The organism is Alteromonas sp. D210916BOD_24, assembly GCF_047159385.1.
GTDB lineage: Bacteria > Pseudomonadota > Gammaproteobacteria > Enterobacterales > Alteromonadaceae > Alteromonas.
Genome location: NZ_AP038333.1, coordinates 3146232 through 3164420, shown reverse-complemented (window position 1 = coordinate 3164420; position 18189 = coordinate 3146232). Strand labels below are relative to the sequence as shown.

Below are 18189 nucleotides of genomic sequence, written 5' to 3'. Positions count from 1 at the left end.
TTAACGAATGGAAGCAGAATCAAATTTTGTAGCGGTTTAGCCTTAAAGTCTATGAAGTCTAAAAAGCGCTGTTCGTTATAGGCAAACAGCGCTTTTTTTATCCCTAGGTTTTACAGAGCCCTTGGGGGTAAATAGGTAACCGAATTAGCAGATTACCCGAGCCACTCAGGCAGATATATCACCGCGACGACTAAAACACTAGACCAAGCTACTAGTAAAGCGGCTGCGCGGTAACTGATCCCCCTCACGGATGGCAGCTTGTGTGCGGTATCGTTAGGGAAAAAGCGCGATAAGAGGAAGGCGACGGACATGGTGACGACCAAACCAATCAGGTTCCACCAAAACCAAAACAAAGGATTGTCGCTTAGCCAAAAGAAAACATTTGTTGCTACGCCCGCAAGTAACCCTATATTGGCGGCGACAGGAGAAACTTTACGGCTGTGAATGCCGACCAAAAAAGTGGCCAATACCGGCCCGTAGAATACCGAACCAATTTTATTGATTGCCTCGATGACAGTGGGCGCGATATGCCCTGCGTACAAGGATAACACGAGAGTAATTAACCCCCACACTAGGCCGGCAATGCGCGCACGTCTGAGATAGATTTCATCAACTGGTTTTGCGCCTGTGATACGGCAGATGTCTTCTGTTGTGACAGCAGCCAGACTATTAATAGCGGAACTGAGTGAGGACATGGCTGCTGCAAGAATTGCCACTATAAGAATACCCACTATGCCTGCGGGGAGATAATTAATTATAAATATGGGCATCATCCAGTCCGGCTCACCGGCTGGTATCTGTGCCTGTAATGCTGGCGTTGATATCACAAGAGCGCCAATGACCAAGCCGGCGGCACAATAAATCAAAGTGACGGGAAAGCGCAGAAAGGCCACCGCAAGCATCATTTTCTTTAAGTCTTTAATGCTGTGGCTGGAAAGCGCCCGCTGAGCCTCAGACTGATCGCATCCATAGTAAGAAGCGTACAACACCACCCCTCCAAACAACATGGGTAGTAAACCAAAGTCACTGCCACCTAATCCTGACGTGCTGGTATTGGCGGCTTTAAGGCGTTCAGGGGGCATTACATCGAAGACATTTTCCCAGCCTCCGATGGCGTTATGGCCTGCCCACAGACAAAGCGAGGCACCGGCAACGATAAGTACCATTTGAATAGCATCGCCATACACAACAGCTTTCATACCGCCCATTGCCGAATAAATGAGTGTGATGATACCGATAACCAGAATGGCATTGAGTTGATCCAGCCCCATGGTCCCCTGCAATATCAGGCTGATGGCATAAATCATAATGGCGGTGGCAAATGAACGGCTTATCTGAAAAACAAAACTGATCAGCAACCGGGTGGAGCGAGAGAAGCGTTGCTCCAGATAGTCGTATACGCTTACCACCTGAGCACTATGTAGCGTCGGCAGAAGACGCCACAACATGATGATCACTGCAAGGGGTAAAGCCAGCTCGTAGCTCAGCCAAATAAGACCGCCGCCTTCTCGCAGTCCGACAAAGGCCGGTGCAGAAATAAAACTGATAGCGGAGAGTTGAGTAGCCATGACAGATAGCGTTAATGTTGGCCATGGGAGTGAGCGCCCGCCGAGAAAGTACTCTTGACCGGAATGTTGATGCCTGAATTTCAGTCCTAGAAAAAGTAGTCCCAGTAAATAGATTCCCACAATGGAATAATCCAGCCATGTCATTCCTTTCTCCTAGATTTTCATTCGCTGCCATTGCTTGTTGAGGTAGTGTATTGAATGTAAAGGGGCAGAGTGTTGACGCGTTTCCCACCATATCACACTGACATAAAGAGTTAAGTGATGAATTTAGACAGACGCCACAAGTAAAAACGTCTAATCCTGAGTCACCAAAAAAAGGGAGCACGAGTAATGCTTTTTCTCTCACTAACATGCGCTTACGCCGATAGTGGCAGCCTATGCAGGGAGCCTCACTGGCGGTAGAGAAGATGCGTTGAATAAAATCTGATATCGAAACAAAAGGGTGTATTTTCAACTTGTTGATAATATACTGTTCTTTTGTACAGTTAATTCAGGCTTTAAGATACAGCCAGGTAGAGGTTAATGCGAAAAATTATCCACGTCGACATGGATTGTTTTTACGCCGCAGTTGAAATGCGCGACAACCCTGATTTGCGTGATATCCCCATCGCCATTGGCGGCAGTGTTGACCGTCGCGGTGTTATCTCTACCTGTAATTACCCGGCGCGTAAGTTTGGAGTTCGTTCTGCCATGGCCACTGCATATGCGCTTAAACTGTGCCCAAACTTGACGTTAGTGAAAGGGCGCATGGACATATACGCAGCTGAGTCCCAAAAAATACGTAAAATTTTTGCCGACTATACCGACTTTATCGAGCCCTTATCATTAGACGAAGCCTACCTGGACGTTACCAACAGTGAATTTTGTGGTGGCAGTGCCACCTTAATTGCTGAAGAAATACGCGAGCGCATTAAAAGCGAACTTGGGCTTACAGCTTCAGCAGGGGTTGCGCCCTGCAAGTTTGTGGCTAAGGTAGCGAGCGATGAAAATAAACCCGATGGCATTTGTGTGATCACTCCCGACAAACTCGATAGTTTCGTGCGTCAACTTCCGCTTAAAAAAATTCCTGGCGTGGGTAAAGTCACCATGCAAAAGCTTCAGCGTATGGGACTTAATACTTGTGAAGACGTGCGCAATTATCCCTATGAGCGTATCCAGAAGGCGTTAGGGAAATTTGGTAGTGTATTGTGGGAGCGCGCGCATGGAATTGATGAGCGGGCACTATCGGTCTCACGGGAACGCAAATCCATTGGCGTGGAGCGCACCTTAAGTGAAGATATCTACAGTCTCGAAGAGTGTAAGGCATTTTTACCTCATCTGTTTTTAAAACTTAGTGAGCGGATGGATAATCACAAGAAGCGAACGGGCAGGCCGGTAAGGGTACGTACACAGGGAGTAAAGCTTAAATTTAATGATTTCCAGCTTACAACCGTGGAGCACAGACAAGCCAAACTCGATGAAGCCTACTTTCATTCGTTGATGGACGAAGCTTTCGAACGGGCAAAGGGGCGCGGGATCAGGTTGGTTGGTGTGCATATAGGGTTGGCTGCACATCAAACCACACAGCAACTAATTTTACCTTTTGATGAAAATTAGTGCTGCGTATTTGTTGTAGATAGGCTTAACTTGAATAAATAGAAGAGAGATCGACCCATAATATAGGTGCCATGTTGCCACCTAATTTCTAACCTATATAGGAATACCAATGAGCAGTATAGAAGATAACCTCATCACTCCCGGACGCTACAAGCATTACAAAGGGCATATGTACGATGTCTATGAAGTGGCAACTCATTCAGAAGATGAAAGTAAGTTAGTGGTTTATCGGCCTTGCTATGGCGAGCGAGCGTTGTGGGTTCGCCCACTGGAGATGTTTGTCGAAACAGTAGAAAAAAACGGAAAAACAATTCCGCGATTTGCATACATTGGCTCTATTCCAGAAAAAGAAAAAATGATCTAAATTTGACCGCAATGCATACAGTTTGAGATAAAAATAGCAACGCGTACTACACGCGTTTGACTTGTTATTCAGTTGGACTATTCACGACACCTTGCTTGTTTGGTAACGTAAACTCGCTGCTAATGCACAAACAGTGTAATGATAAGGTCAACCTAGTCTGGCTCACGAGTGTTGATAAGAAGGAAATGTTAATGGAAATCAAATCTACGTCCCGCTATTTGGCTGTTGCGATATTACTGGCTGCGAGTACTTGTGTTTTTACTCCGTTCAACCCAGTAAATGCCCAAGATAGGTTTGCTGATGTGGAAATTAAATCCACTGCAATTAGAGGGTCGGTACATATGTTAACGGGGATGGGTGGCAATATCGGTGTTTCCGCGGGAAATGATGGTGTACTTATTATTGACGATCAGTTTGCCCCTCTCGCTGAAAAAATTGCGGCTCAGTTGGGTCAACTAGGCAGCGACAAACCTAAATATATTATTAATACCCATTATCACGGCGACCACACTGGCTCCAATGCGTTTTTTCACAGCCATAAAGGCGCAACGATATTTGCTCATGAAAATGTCCGACTACGCCTTGCTGATGATGAGAAAGTTAAACCTGAGGCACTGCCTACTGTCACTTACGAAGACGGCATTAAAATATACTTCAACGACGACACTATTCACGTGATGCATTTGGCCATTGGCCACACAGACGGAGATAGTGTGGTGTGGTTTGAGCAGCCAAATGTTTTACATACCGGAGACTTATTCTTTAATGGTTTATTCCCTTATATTGATCAAGGTGCGGGAGGAAACGTGGAAGGTTACATGGAGTCTGTAGCGCACGTGCTCGAAAAAATAGACGACGACACTGTCATTATTCCGGGTCACGGCCCATTAAGCAATAAGCAAGAGTACAGCGCGTTCTTAGCCATGATCAGCGAAACATTTAACTATGTTAAGGCACTTAAAGAACAGGGAAAAAGCGTAGATGAAGTTAAAACATTGGGGTTAGACAAGAAATGGTCTGACTGGAGTTGGAGCTTCATCAACGAGGAAAAATGGATAACGACCTTGTACAACGACGCTTAACATTATGGGGCGGAGTAAATTACTCAGGCCCCGTTAATTTTTACTGAAAGTCTGAATATAAAGCTGTTCGACTTTATCTCTCGCCCATTGGGTTTTTCTCAAGAATTTAAGCGATGATTTGATTGAAGGATCGTTGTTAAAGCAGTTGATCTTAATACGGTAATACAAGCCATCCCAGCCATAACGTTCGTGAAGTTGTGTCACGATTTTCTCTAACGTTAAGCCATGAAGGGGATTATTGGGTTGTTGATTCATAGAAAGTGGCTGCTCTTTATGGTGAGTGACTGGCTATTCTATCACGAAAAAACTCGAATAATTTCGCGAAAAAAGTTCAATAGTGAGAGCGGTATCGCTGACATACCTCTATTTTGTCCGCTTCATTTTCTCAAAAAGCGATGGTTCCCATGGCCGCATGGCCATTAAAAGGCCAATATGCTGGCGCTCTTCTATAGGCAGTGCGTTATCTTCGCTACTCAGTTTTGCTGCTTCCTGTCTAACTTGTTCTAAACGGCGCTGAATAATAGAAACTGAGGTTTCAGAATAGCGCCCGCGCAGATAAAAGCGGAACATCCATGGTTCGTTTTTCTTTGGGGTCATAAACTTTACCATCACTTCCTGCTCCATAAATTTTTCTAGTGGGCCATTTGGGATCCAGCGAAAGTTTTGCGCAATTAGTAGCTTGTAACGGTTGTTCGGTAACAGCTCTATAAGTTTAAGTTTGTCTAAGGTGGTCATAAGTTTAATACCTTCAACCTCAGAGATATCGTAGTGCTTAATGATTTCCGAGAAGCGCCAGCCATCCCTTACACACACGGCCGCGAGCAGTAGCTTAGGATTGGCAAGTAGTTCCATTTCTTGCTGCTCAGACAACTGTGATATTTTTTCTTGCTGCTTCTGAGACAGGCTAAATAAGTCGCTCAATGACAAATTTAGGCATTCGCAAATCTGTTCTAACTTATCAAGGCTAAACGCTTGAAGAGAGAAGTTTCGTTTTACACTTGCCTCGCTGACATTCAGTTTTTGCGCTATCTGTTTATAAGTAAATCGCTGTTCTCGCAAACATTGTTTTAGCGTGTCGTAAACAAGACTAATTTGGCTCATGGTATTAAATATTTATACTTGTGGTGTAATTTAATACTACATCAGCGATTGTGGTTTACGAAATTTATTCTTGGTTCTAGTGTAGAAAGTGTTCAGGCACACCTGCCTTTACGAACTAGGAGCAAGTGATATGAAAAATTCGCGTTCAACATTGATGTTAACTGCACTATTAAGTAGTGCGCTTCTTATTCATCCTGCAATGGCAGATGATTCTGTGGGTCACAGTGGTAAAGCCAGTAAGCATAGTGCACTTGCTGCATCTGAAGGCTTAGCAACGACAGCGTCGGTAGCAAGTGCTGTAGTTGCAGTGCCCGTTATATTAACAGGCAGTGTTGTCGTTGCAGGTAGTGCTGTTGCTGAAAGTGCGATTGACGAGAGTACCCGTAATATTCACGGAGCAAGCCATCAGTCTTCCGTTGATAACAACCAGCCGTTGGTGATCACCGAAACCATTGTTACTGCCGATCCAGCGCCAAATAAAGTCGTTGCGACCACTAACACAACGACGACCACGACAACTACTACCACAACTAAACGCTAATAGAGATTGATTACTAGAGCTTTAAAGCGCGACTGGACACTATAAAAGTAGCTGTAGCTTGGTAATAACCTGCTACAGCGAAGGGTTGTGCAATCTAGTGCCTCATAAAAAGTGGCGAGCGCTTTAAGTGTGCTTCATTCGACGCAAGTCTCGACAATAAAGGTAGGGAAGAGTATGAAAACATTCTTGTATTCAATAGCTGTGGCTCTGGTATTACTTGTTATCAACGTAAATCATGTTCTGGCAGGTAGTCAACAGCACGGAAAACCTTCATTTTCACCAGAAGCCATTGCCATCTTTTCTAAAGAGGTTGAAAAGTATGCGGCAAGCCAAGGGGCGCGTGCATTCATTATTGCAAGACGAGGCAGACCTATTGAGGACATGCCGGAGGGCATTCGTTTCACGCACACCGCCATTGCTATTTATTCAAGCATACAGCTAGATAATGGAGAGACTGCCAAAGGCTATGCTATCCATAATTTGTATCAAGATGCTGATGAACAAGACGTGAGTCACTTAATTACCGATTATCCTGTTGATTTTTTCTGGAGTGCTTATGCGCTTGAAGCGGGCCTTATTATCCCTTCAGTTCCTGTGCAGCAGGCGCTTATCAGCATGTACAGTGAAGATAAAGCGAAACTGTTGCACAACCCACGCTACTCAGTAGTTGCTAATCCATTTAACAGTGAACGACAAAACTGCACAGAGTACACCTTGGATGTGCTGAATGCCGCGGTGTACTCCACCACAGATATTGCCCAGCTTAAAGCTAATGCAAAAGCGCATTTTACGCCGCAAAAAGTAAACATGAGCCGTGCAAAGCTTGGCTTGGCGAGTATGTTCAGCGACGGTGTTACGCTGTCCGATCACGGCCGTAAGGTGGAAACGACTACCTTTACCAGCCTTGCTCATTACATGCAGAAATACGACTTATCGGAAAAGGCGGTCATTTTTGCTAGTAATGGTCAGATAACTAACATCGAGGAGTTTAACCATGCAGACTCAGAATAAACCAACGAAAGCATTTCGAATTGCTTCACTGGCAGCTCTAATTGTAGGTGTAGGCGCTTATTTTATCGGCCTTTACAATGCTCCAATGGCGCTTAATGAAAAAGGTTATTACTTCACCATTATGTTGTTTGGCTTATTTTCAGTGGTGAGCTTACAAAAAACGGTACGCGATAAAATGGAAGGTGTGCCAACTACCAAAGCGTACTTCCTTGCATCAGCTGTAGCTACTGCATCAGCCATAGTATTGTTGGTAATTGGCTTATTAAACGCTGAGCTTTTATTGAGTGAAAAAGGCTTCTTCGGCATGGCCTTCACACTAAGCCTTTTTGCCGCTATCACGGTACAAAAGAACGTACGCGATAGCCAAGCTACAGACGAGTCATGCAGCACAAAAGGCGATACTCAAAGCAGCGCTATAGAGCCCGATGACTCTCCCAAAGTGAAAGCCGCTTAAAAAATGGGGTCAGAGTACATTTCCTAAAAAAGTACTCTGACCCCATAATTTCACAATGCTAGTTGGTCTCGGCTAGCCATTCAGCTAACTGCTTAGCAATTTGTGATGATACACGCTCATCAACTATCGCTGCTCTTCGTTTCATTTCGTCGTGCCACTGGCTGTCTTGTGTAATATGCGAAGGCGCAGGCGCATGTCGGTCTAATGGACCTGGGTAATAGTATGCGTCAGCAACGTCTGACAGCTTTTGATTGTCGTCACCTGAAAATCGAGCTGAAAGGTGAGAAAAAGGGGTGTCTAAATCACTTTTCTCGTTAAGCAAGACAAGTGTTTGAGGAGAAATATCAGGTATTGTCGATGTTGAAAAGTGGGTCCATATTGTCGCAATGTTTAATTCATTAAGGTTAGTAATAAAGGGGACAAATTCAGCGAACGCTTCACCCCGCTTTAATGTCACAGGTTGCTTTAAGGTATGCATCGCGCCAAACAGCAGGATCGCCTTATCGTTATTTTCTGCTACCTGCTTAACGGTGTGTTCATAGCTCGCAATACGTGTTTTGGTAAGAGCGCGCCATTGCTCTCTCGTCAATCCTTCCCAACTAAATTCCGGCTCAGCAAGGACAATGCGTACAGTATGGTTTGATGACGCATTGAGCAACTTTAGTGTTTGTACGAAATGGCGATAATGTTCATATTGCCACGCCATAAAATAAATACTGTCTTGCCATAAAGGCTCTAAATCTTGTAATGACACCGTAGTGTTGGGGTTAAGTAAAAAATCATCTAACTCAGTTTGGTAATGGCTATTCCCGAATTCTGTCACAATCACGTCAATACTCTCAAAGATATCACTGTCAGACAGTACGTTAATTAAGAGTTCGGTCGGTGCTGAAGAACCATGAATGTCACCAATTGCCACTACTTGGTTTTCGGACAATAAGTGCTTAAAGGTCTGATTTATCGTACTTTGCTCAGTACCAGCTGTTTGAGTTAATGCTGAGCTTTTCTTAGCGAGCAATGTGCACGGCAGTATCACGGCACACATCACAGCGACGAAAAAAGAATAAGAAGAGAAAGAGTTACAACGCATAATGATAATGAAAAATAAGTTGTTTGTAATTGATTATCATTATTATTTGATGAAAATGAAAGTGCTGATGAATTAACCACCGTGTTTTATGTGATTTTAAGTAAAAAGCAGTGGTTTGTTAGCAACTGGTTGCAGAAGATTCGCGCGATTTTGATACCTTTAATCTCTGCACCTTTTTACCGGACCAATGTCGAATTGATTCGGTTTGCTAGCTTGCGTATGCTCAACACACTCAAATTAATAACGGTAAAAGGTAATAGTCGCTGTGTGTGAACTTTTAGGTATGAGTGCGAACACTCCTACTGACTTATGTTTTAGTTTTACCGGGCTGACTCGCCGCGGAGGTGAAACTGGGCCGCATAAAGATGGCTGGGGAGTCGCTTTTTACGAGGGTAAGGGCGTACGCATGTTTCACGACCCTGAGCCTTGTGCTACGTCACCCATTGCTGATTTTGTTTCTAAGTTACCTATAAAAAGCAAAAATGCCATCTGCCACATACGTCAGGCCAATGTGGGTAATATCAACTTGGCCAATACGCACCCCTTTACTCGCGAATTGTGGGGGCGATATTGGGTATTTGCGCACAATGGGCAACTCCCTAATTTCTCTCGTCGCGCAGGCATTTATGAAGCGGTTGGCGATACGGATAGCGAAGATCTGTTTTGTGACATTATGAATAATGTGAGACAAAACTTACCCCGAGACGCTATGCCAGAACAATTGGCCGAGACGCTGGTGGCACTGGCAAAAGAGTATGCACAGCAGGGCGTATTTAACTGCTTACTGAGTAACGGCGATTGGTTATTTACCTTTTGCAGTACAAAGCTAGCCAGTATTACCCGTAGAGCCCCTTTTGGCCCCGCGTGCTTAAGCGATGTAGAAGTAGAGATTGATTTTGCGGCTGAAACCACGCCTAAGGATGTGGTAAGTATAATTGCAACAGAGCCGCTGACCAATGATGAGCAGTGGGATATCTTTGAGCGTGGCGAGTGGAAGCTATGGCAAGAAGGTGAGGTGATTGCTTCGGGTAAAGTGGATGTGCCAGAGCATAAGAAAGAAGCGCAAATGGTAGCGCCCGATCCGTCACTTCACTCAGTGAAAACAGAAAGACCGGAGTAAAGGTATATCATTTACTCCGGTTTTCACATTCAAATAAAAGGGTGTCTAAAATTTGTAAACAACAGACACGCCCACATTGCGAGGATCAGCGATAGCCGCATACCCCGCTGGATAGCGTCCACTTACTGGCTCTTGAGTAATAATGGCTGTCTCGTCGAATAGGTTGTCAACGAAGGCCGTCACGGTCCAGTTCTCATTTTCGTAGTTAGCGGTTAATCGCGTCAGGGTATAGTCACCACCTATACGCGCTTCTGTATTGGAAAAATCACCGAAATACTCACCGACATAACGCACAGAACCACCAACATTAATAGCGTCTGTGACCCAGTACTTCAAACCAATATTGGCATTAAAATCAGGTGCAGAATTGAGTTTGTTACCGTCGACATTGGGGTATTGTTCACCTGCATCGGTAATCTCGGTGTGTAATAAACCCAGACCTACATTGACTTGTAAATCTTCGGTAAGGTTGGTGTTTAACTCCGCTTCTAGCCCATAGGTTTTAACGTCGGGCATATTGACGATAAAGCGCGTTGAGCTCAATGCCTGAAAGCCTGAATAGTCGTTGTAGAAAAGGTTAGCACTGATGTAGGTGTTGTTGTTTAGCAAAGTGCGAGAGCTAAGCTCGTAGGTGTAAACTTCTTCTTCGTCGTAATAGTAATACTCTTGTTCGGTGAAGTTTAAGGCGCCACCCGCTGCGTTATAGCCTTTTCGTGCACTCAAGCCTAACGTGGTGGCGTCGGTAATCGCATATTGCAAAGCAAGTTTTGGTAGGAAAATATTGGTGTCTTCAATGTACACATCATCAATTGCACCGTACACGAAGTGCCTATCCTGACTTTCGCGCTCTAAGCGTCCACCCGCGGTAAGTGTCAGCTTATCTGACAAGGTGAAATTGGCTTCGGTATAGAGGGCAACAGATTTGCTTTTATCATCACCATAATAAGGGTAAGCGCCAGTACTTAATATGTCCTGCTCACGTTCGAAATAATAAAATCCGACAAAACCCGTGGTATCACCTTCGTAAAATGAGAAATTTAGCTTTGCATCAACAGTGGTATTGGTCTCATCAAATACCAGGGTTTGCTCGTTTTCGTCGGCGGCTTCATAGCTGTCAAAACCCCATTGATAATCCATAAAGGCGGCAATAACATCAAATGAGAGTTGATCATTGATTTTGTATTCAGTCAGTAAAGAGGTGGTAGAAATTTCCGTTTCTATGTCTCTAAAGAAAATACGGTTGTGCTCTTCTAAATTTTCAAGCTCATAATAAATTCGGCCAGTATCACCTTGTTCATTGTTATACGTGTGAGACAGCATAAAGGACAAAGCTTCACTAGGCTGCCACTTTAGCTTCGCACGTACGCGATTGGATTTTATCTCGTCAATATCGTAATCAGGTGGGTTTGACTCATAGCCTTCACCGTCGGTAATGGTGTCTGCATTGAGTGATTGCACACTTAATCGAAAAGCCAGTTCGTCGTCAATAATAGGGCCAGAAATCACACCAGCAGTATCGATATACTGGTCTTTGTTTCTATAGCCTACTCTGGCTGCGCCTTCCCAATCGAAGGTGGGATCATTGGTTTTTATGAACACCGAACCGGCAATACTGTTTCGTCCGTTACTGGTAGATTGTGGCCCGCGAAAAACTTCAATTTGTTGTAAGTCCCACATGCCACTGTCGCCAGTTAAATCGGCCACGAAGGGTTGGGCAACACCATCTATCAATGTGCTAACCCGTCCTTTTGCACCACCAGAGATAGAATTAAATCCACCGGCACCACCATTTCCTGACACGCCACGAATATCGGGTAATGCACCAGAAAGCGTTACCACGTTGGCGATTTCCGACAACGCATCAGAAACAGACTTATACTGAGTGCTGTTGAGCTCTTCTGACGTCAACACAGATATAGAAGAGGTTGAATCTTTTAAAGAGCGATTTGCTTTTTCGCCAAGCACGATAATTTTTTCTATTTCTTCAACACCTGTATCGGGTGTCTGCATCGACTGTGCATAGGCCGGAGAAAGTGCAGCAGCAACCGCCAGAGCCGAAAACGATAACGATAATGGGAGGGAGAGTTTCATGTGTGTAATTCCTTACTATTACGGTTTTTTCGGCCATTTGGTGTTGTGCTGGCTCTTATGGAGTTATGTTTTAATAAATATATGCATGCCAACGGTCAGCAGGCATATATCGAAGAACTTTCATCTACAGCCACACCCCGTCTTGAGGGATGTCAGGCGACCTCTTGGTTAAACGTCTGGCGAGCAGCCAAAAAACAAAAGCCAACAACGTGGCTAAAAAAATAACGCTTATATCTATTGTGTGAGACACACTGGAATTCCAATAAAAACAGGTCATTGCAACTACGCTGACGGCAATTAAAGAAAGTAAATACAAACCGTGAATTGCCGCTCGAAATGGCGCGATTAAAAAGCAGTAAATGATGGCGCTAATAAATCCGCCATAGTAGCCAAGGTGTTGATAGAACTGGATATCACTCTGCGCAGCAGAAGCGAGTTTCGCAGCGATTAGAGAGAGGCCGATACCAAACAAGGTGCCTAAGCATACGCCAACAGTTAGGCGGGACAGTATGCGTACAGACGTTTTTTGCTTAATAGGTGTGGAAGGCGTAGATTTTTTGCGTCTCGATTCAACCCAAATGATATTTCCGGTCAAAAAGAGTAATGCACCACTTAGGCCGAGGGCGAAATAAACCCAATGAATAAAGCTTCCGCCAAATCCACCAAAATGAAGGGTAAAGAAACTGTTCACTACTTTTCCGGCTACACCAGATACCGATGGAAGCATGGCGGTATATCCAGCCGAGGCCGTGTAGGGGTCGGTAACCCAAAACGCGTAGTAAGGGCCACGTATTATCTCACCAGTTAGCTCGCCCCCAATAATAAGACGCGCGCGAGGGGTACCCAATCCGGTATAGCGAAGCTCTGCAAGTGCAAAGTCAGGCTCTGTCTCTGTGATCTTCTGTTTTAGGACGTCTACCGGTACAAGGTGTTCAATACTTCTGTCGATGTCCATAGCAACAGGCCGATTAAACATGGGTTTATCTTGGTAGACGAGAGACTGTATGCCGCCATACAGTATGTCATGATAGGCAAATACGAAGGTGGTGATGGCAATGATAATGTGAAAGGGAAGTGCGGAAATACCTAAAATGTTGTGAAAATCTACCCAAAATCGCTTTGCTTTTTTATCTTTTCGAAGGGCGAATAAATCTTTAGTCCATGTAGGTAGGAAGATAATTAACCCAGAAATAATCGCTACAAAATATAGCACGCAGACTATTCCCATCACGAATGTTCCTACAGCGTCATGGTCATCTCCTCCCGGGATGCCAGCCGTTCTATGAAGATGATCAAAAAAGTCTCCAATATCAGAAAGCGCAATACTTCGGCTGATAAGTTCGCCATTTTCATCCAAAGAGGCGTGCCAAAACGTCTTATTATGTGTCTCTTGGTCTTCAATTACCCATTGAGCGGGGGCATGCTGTGGTATTGACGAAGGTAAAAACAAAGTCAATTCGCCACTGGCTTCTGGGTGAGCAATGAGGATTTTTTGTATCAGTTGGTCATACTGGTGTTCTGCAATTGCAGGCATGGTATTAGTGTTGTGAAGTGCCCATGTATTGAGCGGTGCCTTAAACATGGTAAAGGCACTACTGGCAAAGCAAATATACAAAAGAAGGCCAGATAAAATCCCGGTCCAAATATGAATGTTTTGGTAGTTTTTAAAATTTTGTAATTTCATGGGTTAGATCAATACCTGAACAGCGAAATATTCCACACAAATGATGGATAAAATGACTGTGAATAAGCGAACGGGCCGGTGAGAGAAGTAGATAGTAGCAATTAGCACAAACCACATTGGTGTGATCCACCACATCAAAAATTGTGTTTTCACATCTAAAGGCGTGTGATTGAAAAAGCCAAACGTCACTATTGCACTTGTGAGTAACCCCAGTGGTAACCCGAGTAGCACGGCACCGATACTTTTAAGCCACCATTGAGGAGAAGCACTTAAGTACGTATCGTCACGGGATAAGGTCGATTTACTGCCTTTTAATGCGGTTTGTGGTTTTTCATAGCGGGTGAAAAGCGGCAAGGTACTGAGAAATAACATAGCAAGTGTTATTGCCGAAAAAATGGCAGGGGCAATTGAAAACAGGTGGCTGAACAAGAATATGCCTAGTCCCCACAGGGTACCACCTAAGACGCAGGCGGTTTTGAACGAATAGTAACGCGTTTTAAGCCATTGCTGATTAGGGCATCCAATATACAACAGAACACTGGCGATAGCACAACTTAGCAATCCCAATCCAGAGGCTATCACGATATGTATCTCCCTATGTGCACGGTTTAATAATGTTTGGTATGGGTAAAAAACCAGCTAAGGATATTGAAGTTAATTGATAAAGTAAATGTAATTTATTCGCATTTACAATTCTGGGGAGGGAGCATGAGAGATAAAATTAGCCTTAATCAGTCAAAGTGGTACCTTTTTGACAGGAGTCTGAACTGACAGACGTTAGCCCCATTTACCTGAAACATACGGGTTTGACGCCTTCTCTGTAGCAATGGTAGTCGTTGGCCCATGGCCGGGATAAATCGTCATGTCATTCGGTAGTGTGAGTATTTTTTGCTTTATTGAGTGAATGAGTTGCTCGTGATTACCTTGAGGGAAGTCCGTCCGGCCAATTGAACCTGCAAAAATAACATCGCCCACAATAACGATATTGCTGGAGCGTGCTACCAATACAACGTGACCTGGTGTATGGCCTGGGCAATGTAATACTTCTAGCGTCAAACTGCCTACAGCAATTGTATCCCCATCGTTTAACCATTGGTTAGGCGTAAAGGGTTTGGCAGGTGGAAAACCGAACATCTGGCTTTGGTGTATTAGCGCGTCTAACCAGAATTTATCGCCAATGTGTGGACCTATGATAGGCACATTAAAATGATTGGCGATTGCTACGGTTCCGCCAACGTGATCAAGATGGCCATGGGTGAGAATGATTTTTTCGATGTTTACATTGTACTGGCTGGCAGCAGCTATTAGCTTCTCGACGTCACCGCCTGGGTCAACAAATGCCCCTGCCATGGTAGAAGGATCCCAAATAAGTGAGCAATTTTGCGCAAATGGGGTAACAGGAATAACTTGAATCTTCACATGCTCACCTTAAATTTATGGTGGTTTAACCGGAGTTATATTCTTATTGCGCTGACTTTTTGTTGTGTAGAACGAGATACAGTAACGCTCCGACCGCAAGTTCACCCACTAAAAACAGCCACGCATGGGTGGTAGATTGCGAGATGGACCACGCACATACAGCAAGTGCAATAAAGGGTACACAGCGCTTAATCACATTAACCGGTGTGGTTAACTGGCCTTGTGCTTTGATTAACACAACTATACAGATGGCATAAACCACGAGTCTGGCAAGAACGCTAGAGATTGCCAACCACACGAAACTACCACTAAGTGCCATCACGCCTGCGAATATACCGAGGATCATAATGGAAATATAGGGCGTGGCATAACGTGGATGGACTTTGCCTAACGTTTCTTTACCCAGTTTCCCTGTGATAAGCCCTTCGTGAGCCATTGAATAGGTAAGTCGTGACGTGGAAATCATATTCGCCAATAAATTACCCGCAACAGAGGTCACAGCTGTCAGGGTCATTATTAACGCACCAGTCTTCCCCAAAATAAGATCGGCAAGGGCGATTAACGGTGCGTTATCTGGTTTAGTGTCGCCCACCCACTGCCAATACAGCCACTGCACACTAAAGTAAAATATTGCAATGCCAGATACGGTCAGCATAAGCGCTCGGGGAATGGTCTTTTTGGGCGTATTAGTTTCGCCGCTAGTGACTACCACTGTTTCAAAACCAATAAAGGCGTAAAGCGTAATAAGCGCCCCAGCAGAAATAGTATCGATAGAAGGCATGGGCTGTAACGGTGAGCCGATTGTCGCAGTGTGTGTGACAGGCGTGTTAAGTTGCCAACAGCCCATTGCTATAAGCACCACAAAAGGCAGCAATTTTAGTACCGATAGTGTATCAAGCGAGCGCATGGCTGCTTTTAGGCCAATGGTATTTACCGTAATTAGAAGGCTGGTAAGTATTACAATCGCTATTGCTTTACCAGCACCTTGATTGATTTCAGGCCATAAGTAGCCGGCATATAAAAGCAATACATGCATGTTTGCCGCAATCGCGGTAGCGCGGGCAAGGTAGTATATAAAGCCAGTTTGAAAAGCAGCGGCGTCGCCAAACCCGTTATGGGCGTACACCACAGGTCCCCCGGTCGCTTGATATAATGTCGCAAGCTGCCCAAAACACCACACAATAGTCAGCATGAGGGCACCGAATAGTAGAAAAATATAGGGGCTAAAAGCGCCCAATTCAGCAGCCATATTGGCGGGTAAGGCAAAAATACCTGCGCCAATTAGGCCATTTAATACCAGTAACGCCGCGCCGACACCGCCAATTCCCTTACTTAGCGAACGTAAATGACTCATAGTTGCTCAATTGTACCTATTTATTGCTCAAAAACCTGCTTACCAGCAATGAACGTGGCATGCACTTGGGTTTTCCAAATGTCTTTCGCATCGATAGAAAATATATCTTGGTCTACCAATATGAAGTCAGCCCACTTCCCGGGTGTTAAAGTGCCTATGGTATCTTCCATATGACCAGAATAGGCGGCATCAAGTGTAAATCCTTTAAACGCCTGCTCAATGGTTAAGGCTTCGTGTGCGTACCAGCCTGCTACGGGTTGATTATTCCTATCTTGGCGTGTGACCGCGGCATGTAAACCGTAAAAAGGGTTGGCTAACTCGACGGGAAAATCAGACCCCAGTGGCAGTGCAATACCTGAATTAAGCAGAGTTTTCCATGCGTACGCCCCCTTCATACGATCTTTACCTATGCGATCTTCTGCCATGTTTTTATCACTTGTGGCATGGGTTGGTTGCATGGACGGTAGAACCTTAAGCGAAGCAAAACGAGCTAAGTCATCAATTGCGATAACCTGAGCATGCTCGATTCGGTTGCGCAGTTCACTTCCGCCAATATTTTCGAAAGTGGCCTCAAATTCATCAAGTGCTACGTGGTTGGCCTTATCACCTATGGCATGGTAGTTAAGCTGAAAGCCCGCTCCGATCACCGTAGTGAAGAGCGTTGTCATGTCTTCTGGTTGGGTTAGCAGTAAGCCATGTTGATGAGGAGCATCAGAATATGGCGCGAGTAATGCGGCACCTCTGCTTCCTAATGCGCCATCACCGTAAGCTTTTACAGAACGAATAGATAAAAAATCGTCTTTATCTCGAATTGGTCCATTGCCTAACAGAGTAGTTAGATCGGGGTCTGTTGCACTTACCATAGCATAAATACGTACTGGTAAATCCCCTTCAACGGCTTCTTTTAAGTAAAAGTCATAGACGTCGCGACCTATACCCGCATCGTGCATAGACGTTACACCATTTGCTAGTAAATGCTCACCAGCGGCTGCTAGTTGTTGTTCATATATAGCGTTGCTCGTTTTCGGTAAATGCGCTTCAATTAACCGCGATGCGTTATCAATAAAGACCCCTGTTGGCGTGCCGTTAGCATCTTTAATAATTTCGCCTCCAACTGGAGACTGAGTATCTTTGGTGATGCCTGCAAGCTGCATGGCTTTGGTATTTACCCATGCGGCATGTCCGTCTACCCGTGTTAAGAAAACAGGGCGGTCAGACACTATTTTGTCCAAATCGGCTGCGGTGGGAAAAGCTCGGTCAGACCATAGTTCCTGATTCCAACCGCGTCCAGTGAGCCATACCTGTTGCGTGTTAGCAAATGCGTAATCGGCCACCATTTTGGCTGCGTCTTGTACACTGTGGCTTTCTCGTAGGTCCACTTCTAACAAATTGGCACCTAATCCCAGCAGGTGCCCGTGAGCATCGATTAAACCCGGTAGCATCACTTTTCCGTTGCCGTCAATAGTGGTATTTATTTCGTAAGAGCCTTTAGAGACGTCTAATGCGATCACCTTACCTTGCTCGAAGAGTAGATTTGAAAATTGAATTAATTTGCCATCTTCGTTTAGCGTATAGCCTTTGACGTTCTCCACCAATGTAGCGGCATAGGTTGAAGTGACGGCACATAAACAACTGAGCACGGTGAATGCGCCGGCTAATAAAGTCTGGGAGCGACGTGGAGTAGGGGTATAATCTATTCTCAGTGTTTTCATTT

Annotated in this window: 17 protein-coding genes; 7 read left to right on the top strand and 10 right to left on the bottom strand. The window is 44.7% G+C overall.

Features of this window, described 5'->3' with window-relative positions:
• Positions 1–152: 152 nt before the first annotated feature.
• Positions 153–1712 carry a sodium:solute symporter family transporter gene (locus ACMCM8_RS13720; protein WP_412723173.1) on the bottom strand — a complete coding sequence of 520 codons (1560 nt, stop codon included), beginning with the start codon at positions 1710–1712 and terminating at the stop codon, positions 153–155.
• A 378-nt stretch (positions 1713–2090) separates the two neighbouring features.
• Between ACMCM8_RS13720 and dinB the strand changes: the two genes are divergently transcribed.
• The 3 genes from dinB (at position 2091) to ACMCM8_RS13705 (ending at position 4610) form a co-directional block, all read left to right on the top strand.
• Positions 2091–3164, top strand: coding sequence for a DNA polymerase IV (gene dinB / locus ACMCM8_RS13715; protein ID WP_412723172.1), 1074 nt, complete (start codon positions 2091–2093; stop codon positions 3162–3164).
• A 109-nt stretch (positions 3165–3273) separates the two neighbouring features.
• Complete coding sequence (locus ACMCM8_RS13710; protein WP_412723171.1) at positions 3274–3528, top strand: DUF1653 domain-containing protein; 255 nt, start codon at positions 3274–3276, stop codon at positions 3526–3528.
• Positions 3529–3719: 191 nt separating this feature from the next.
• On the top strand, positions 3720–4610 hold the full coding sequence (locus tag ACMCM8_RS13705; RefSeq protein ID WP_412723170.1) for an MBL fold metallo-hydrolase: 891 nt from the start codon (positions 3720–3722) through the stop codon (positions 4608–4610).
• 33 nt (positions 4611–4643) lie between these two features.
• Here ACMCM8_RS13705 and ACMCM8_RS13700 read toward each other — a convergent pair whose 3' ends face one another.
• Together ACMCM8_RS13700 and ACMCM8_RS13695 are read right to left on the bottom strand one after the other, a co-directional pair.
• Positions 4644–4865, bottom strand: a complete 222-nt coding sequence (locus ACMCM8_RS13700; RefSeq protein WP_412723169.1) for a VF530 family DNA-binding protein — start codon at positions 4863–4865, stop codon at positions 4644–4646.
• 108 nt (positions 4866–4973) lie between these two features.
• Positions 4974–5711 carry a helix-turn-helix domain-containing protein gene (locus ACMCM8_RS13695; protein WP_412723168.1) on the bottom strand — a complete coding sequence of 246 codons (738 nt, stop codon included), beginning with the start codon at positions 5709–5711 and terminating at the stop codon, positions 4974–4976.
• Between the two features lie 130 nt (positions 5712–5841).
• Here ACMCM8_RS13695 and ACMCM8_RS13690 point away from each other — a divergent pair, with 130 nt between their 5' ends.
• The 3 genes from ACMCM8_RS13690 to yiaA all read left to right on the top strand — a co-directional run bounded on the left by ACMCM8_RS13690 (position 5842) and on the right by yiaA (position 7717).
• Positions 5842–6252, top strand: a complete 411-nt coding sequence (locus ACMCM8_RS13690) for a hypothetical protein (RefSeq protein WP_412723167.1) — start codon at positions 5842–5844, stop codon at positions 6250–6252.
• A 174-nt stretch (positions 6253–6426) separates the two neighbouring features.
• Complete coding sequence (locus ACMCM8_RS13685; RefSeq protein ID WP_412723166.1) at positions 6427–7263, top strand: DUF2145 domain-containing protein; 837 nt, start codon at positions 6427–6429, stop codon at positions 7261–7263.
• Positions 7247–7717 (top strand): inner membrane protein YiaA, encoded by a 471-nt coding sequence (gene yiaA, locus ACMCM8_RS13680; protein ID WP_412723165.1) that lies wholly within the window; start codon positions 7247–7249, stop codon positions 7715–7717. The genes ACMCM8_RS13685 and yiaA overlap by 17 nt, the downstream gene beginning before the upstream one ends.
• Positions 7718–7775: 58 nt before the next feature.
• Here yiaA and ACMCM8_RS13675 read toward each other — a convergent pair whose 3' ends face one another.
• A complete protein-coding gene (locus ACMCM8_RS13675) occupies positions 7776–8762 on the bottom strand; it encodes a hypothetical protein (protein ID WP_412723164.1) in 987 nt (328 codons plus the stop codon).
• A 310-nt stretch (positions 8763–9072) separates the two neighbouring features.
• Between ACMCM8_RS13675 and ACMCM8_RS13670 the strand changes: the two genes are divergently transcribed.
• Positions 9073–9927 (top strand): class II glutamine amidotransferase, encoded by an 855-nt coding sequence (locus tag ACMCM8_RS13670; protein ID WP_412723163.1) that lies wholly within the window; start codon positions 9073–9075, stop codon positions 9925–9927.
• A gap of 45 nt (positions 9928–9972) precedes the next feature.
• On the opposite strand, the gene ACMCM8_RS13665 is transcribed toward ACMCM8_RS13670, so the two are convergent.
• From ACMCM8_RS13665 to ACMCM8_RS13640, 6 genes are all read right to left on the bottom strand, one after another.
• Entirely contained in the window at positions 9973–12018 is a 2046-nt protein-coding gene (locus ACMCM8_RS13665) for a TonB-dependent receptor (protein WP_412723162.1), read from the bottom strand.
• A 124-nt stretch (positions 12019–12142) separates the two neighbouring features.
• Positions 12143–13702: a PepSY-associated TM helix domain-containing protein gene (locus ACMCM8_RS13660; RefSeq protein WP_412723161.1), complete on the bottom strand. Its 1560-nt coding sequence runs from the start codon at positions 13700–13702 to the stop codon at positions 12143–12145.
• 3 nt (positions 13703–13705) lie between these two features.
• Positions 13706–14284 carry a hypothetical protein gene (locus ACMCM8_RS13655; protein WP_412723160.1) on the bottom strand — a complete coding sequence of 193 codons (579 nt, stop codon included), beginning with the start codon at positions 14282–14284 and terminating at the stop codon, positions 13706–13708.
• A 195-nt stretch (positions 14285–14479) separates the two neighbouring features.
• On the bottom strand, positions 14480–15121 hold the full coding sequence (locus tag ACMCM8_RS13650) for an MBL fold metallo-hydrolase (protein WP_412723159.1): 642 nt from the start codon (positions 15119–15121) through the stop codon (positions 14480–14482).
• Positions 15122–15164: 43 nt separating this feature from the next.
• Entirely contained in the window at positions 15165–16475 is a 1311-nt protein-coding gene (locus tag ACMCM8_RS13645) for an APC family permease (RefSeq protein ID WP_412723158.1), read from the bottom strand.
• A gap of 20 nt (positions 16476–16495) precedes the next feature.
• Positions 16496–18187, bottom strand: a complete 1692-nt coding sequence (locus ACMCM8_RS13640) for an amidohydrolase (RefSeq protein WP_412723157.1) — start codon at positions 18185–18187, stop codon at positions 16496–16498.
• Between the last annotated feature and the right edge of the window lie 2 nt (positions 18188–18189).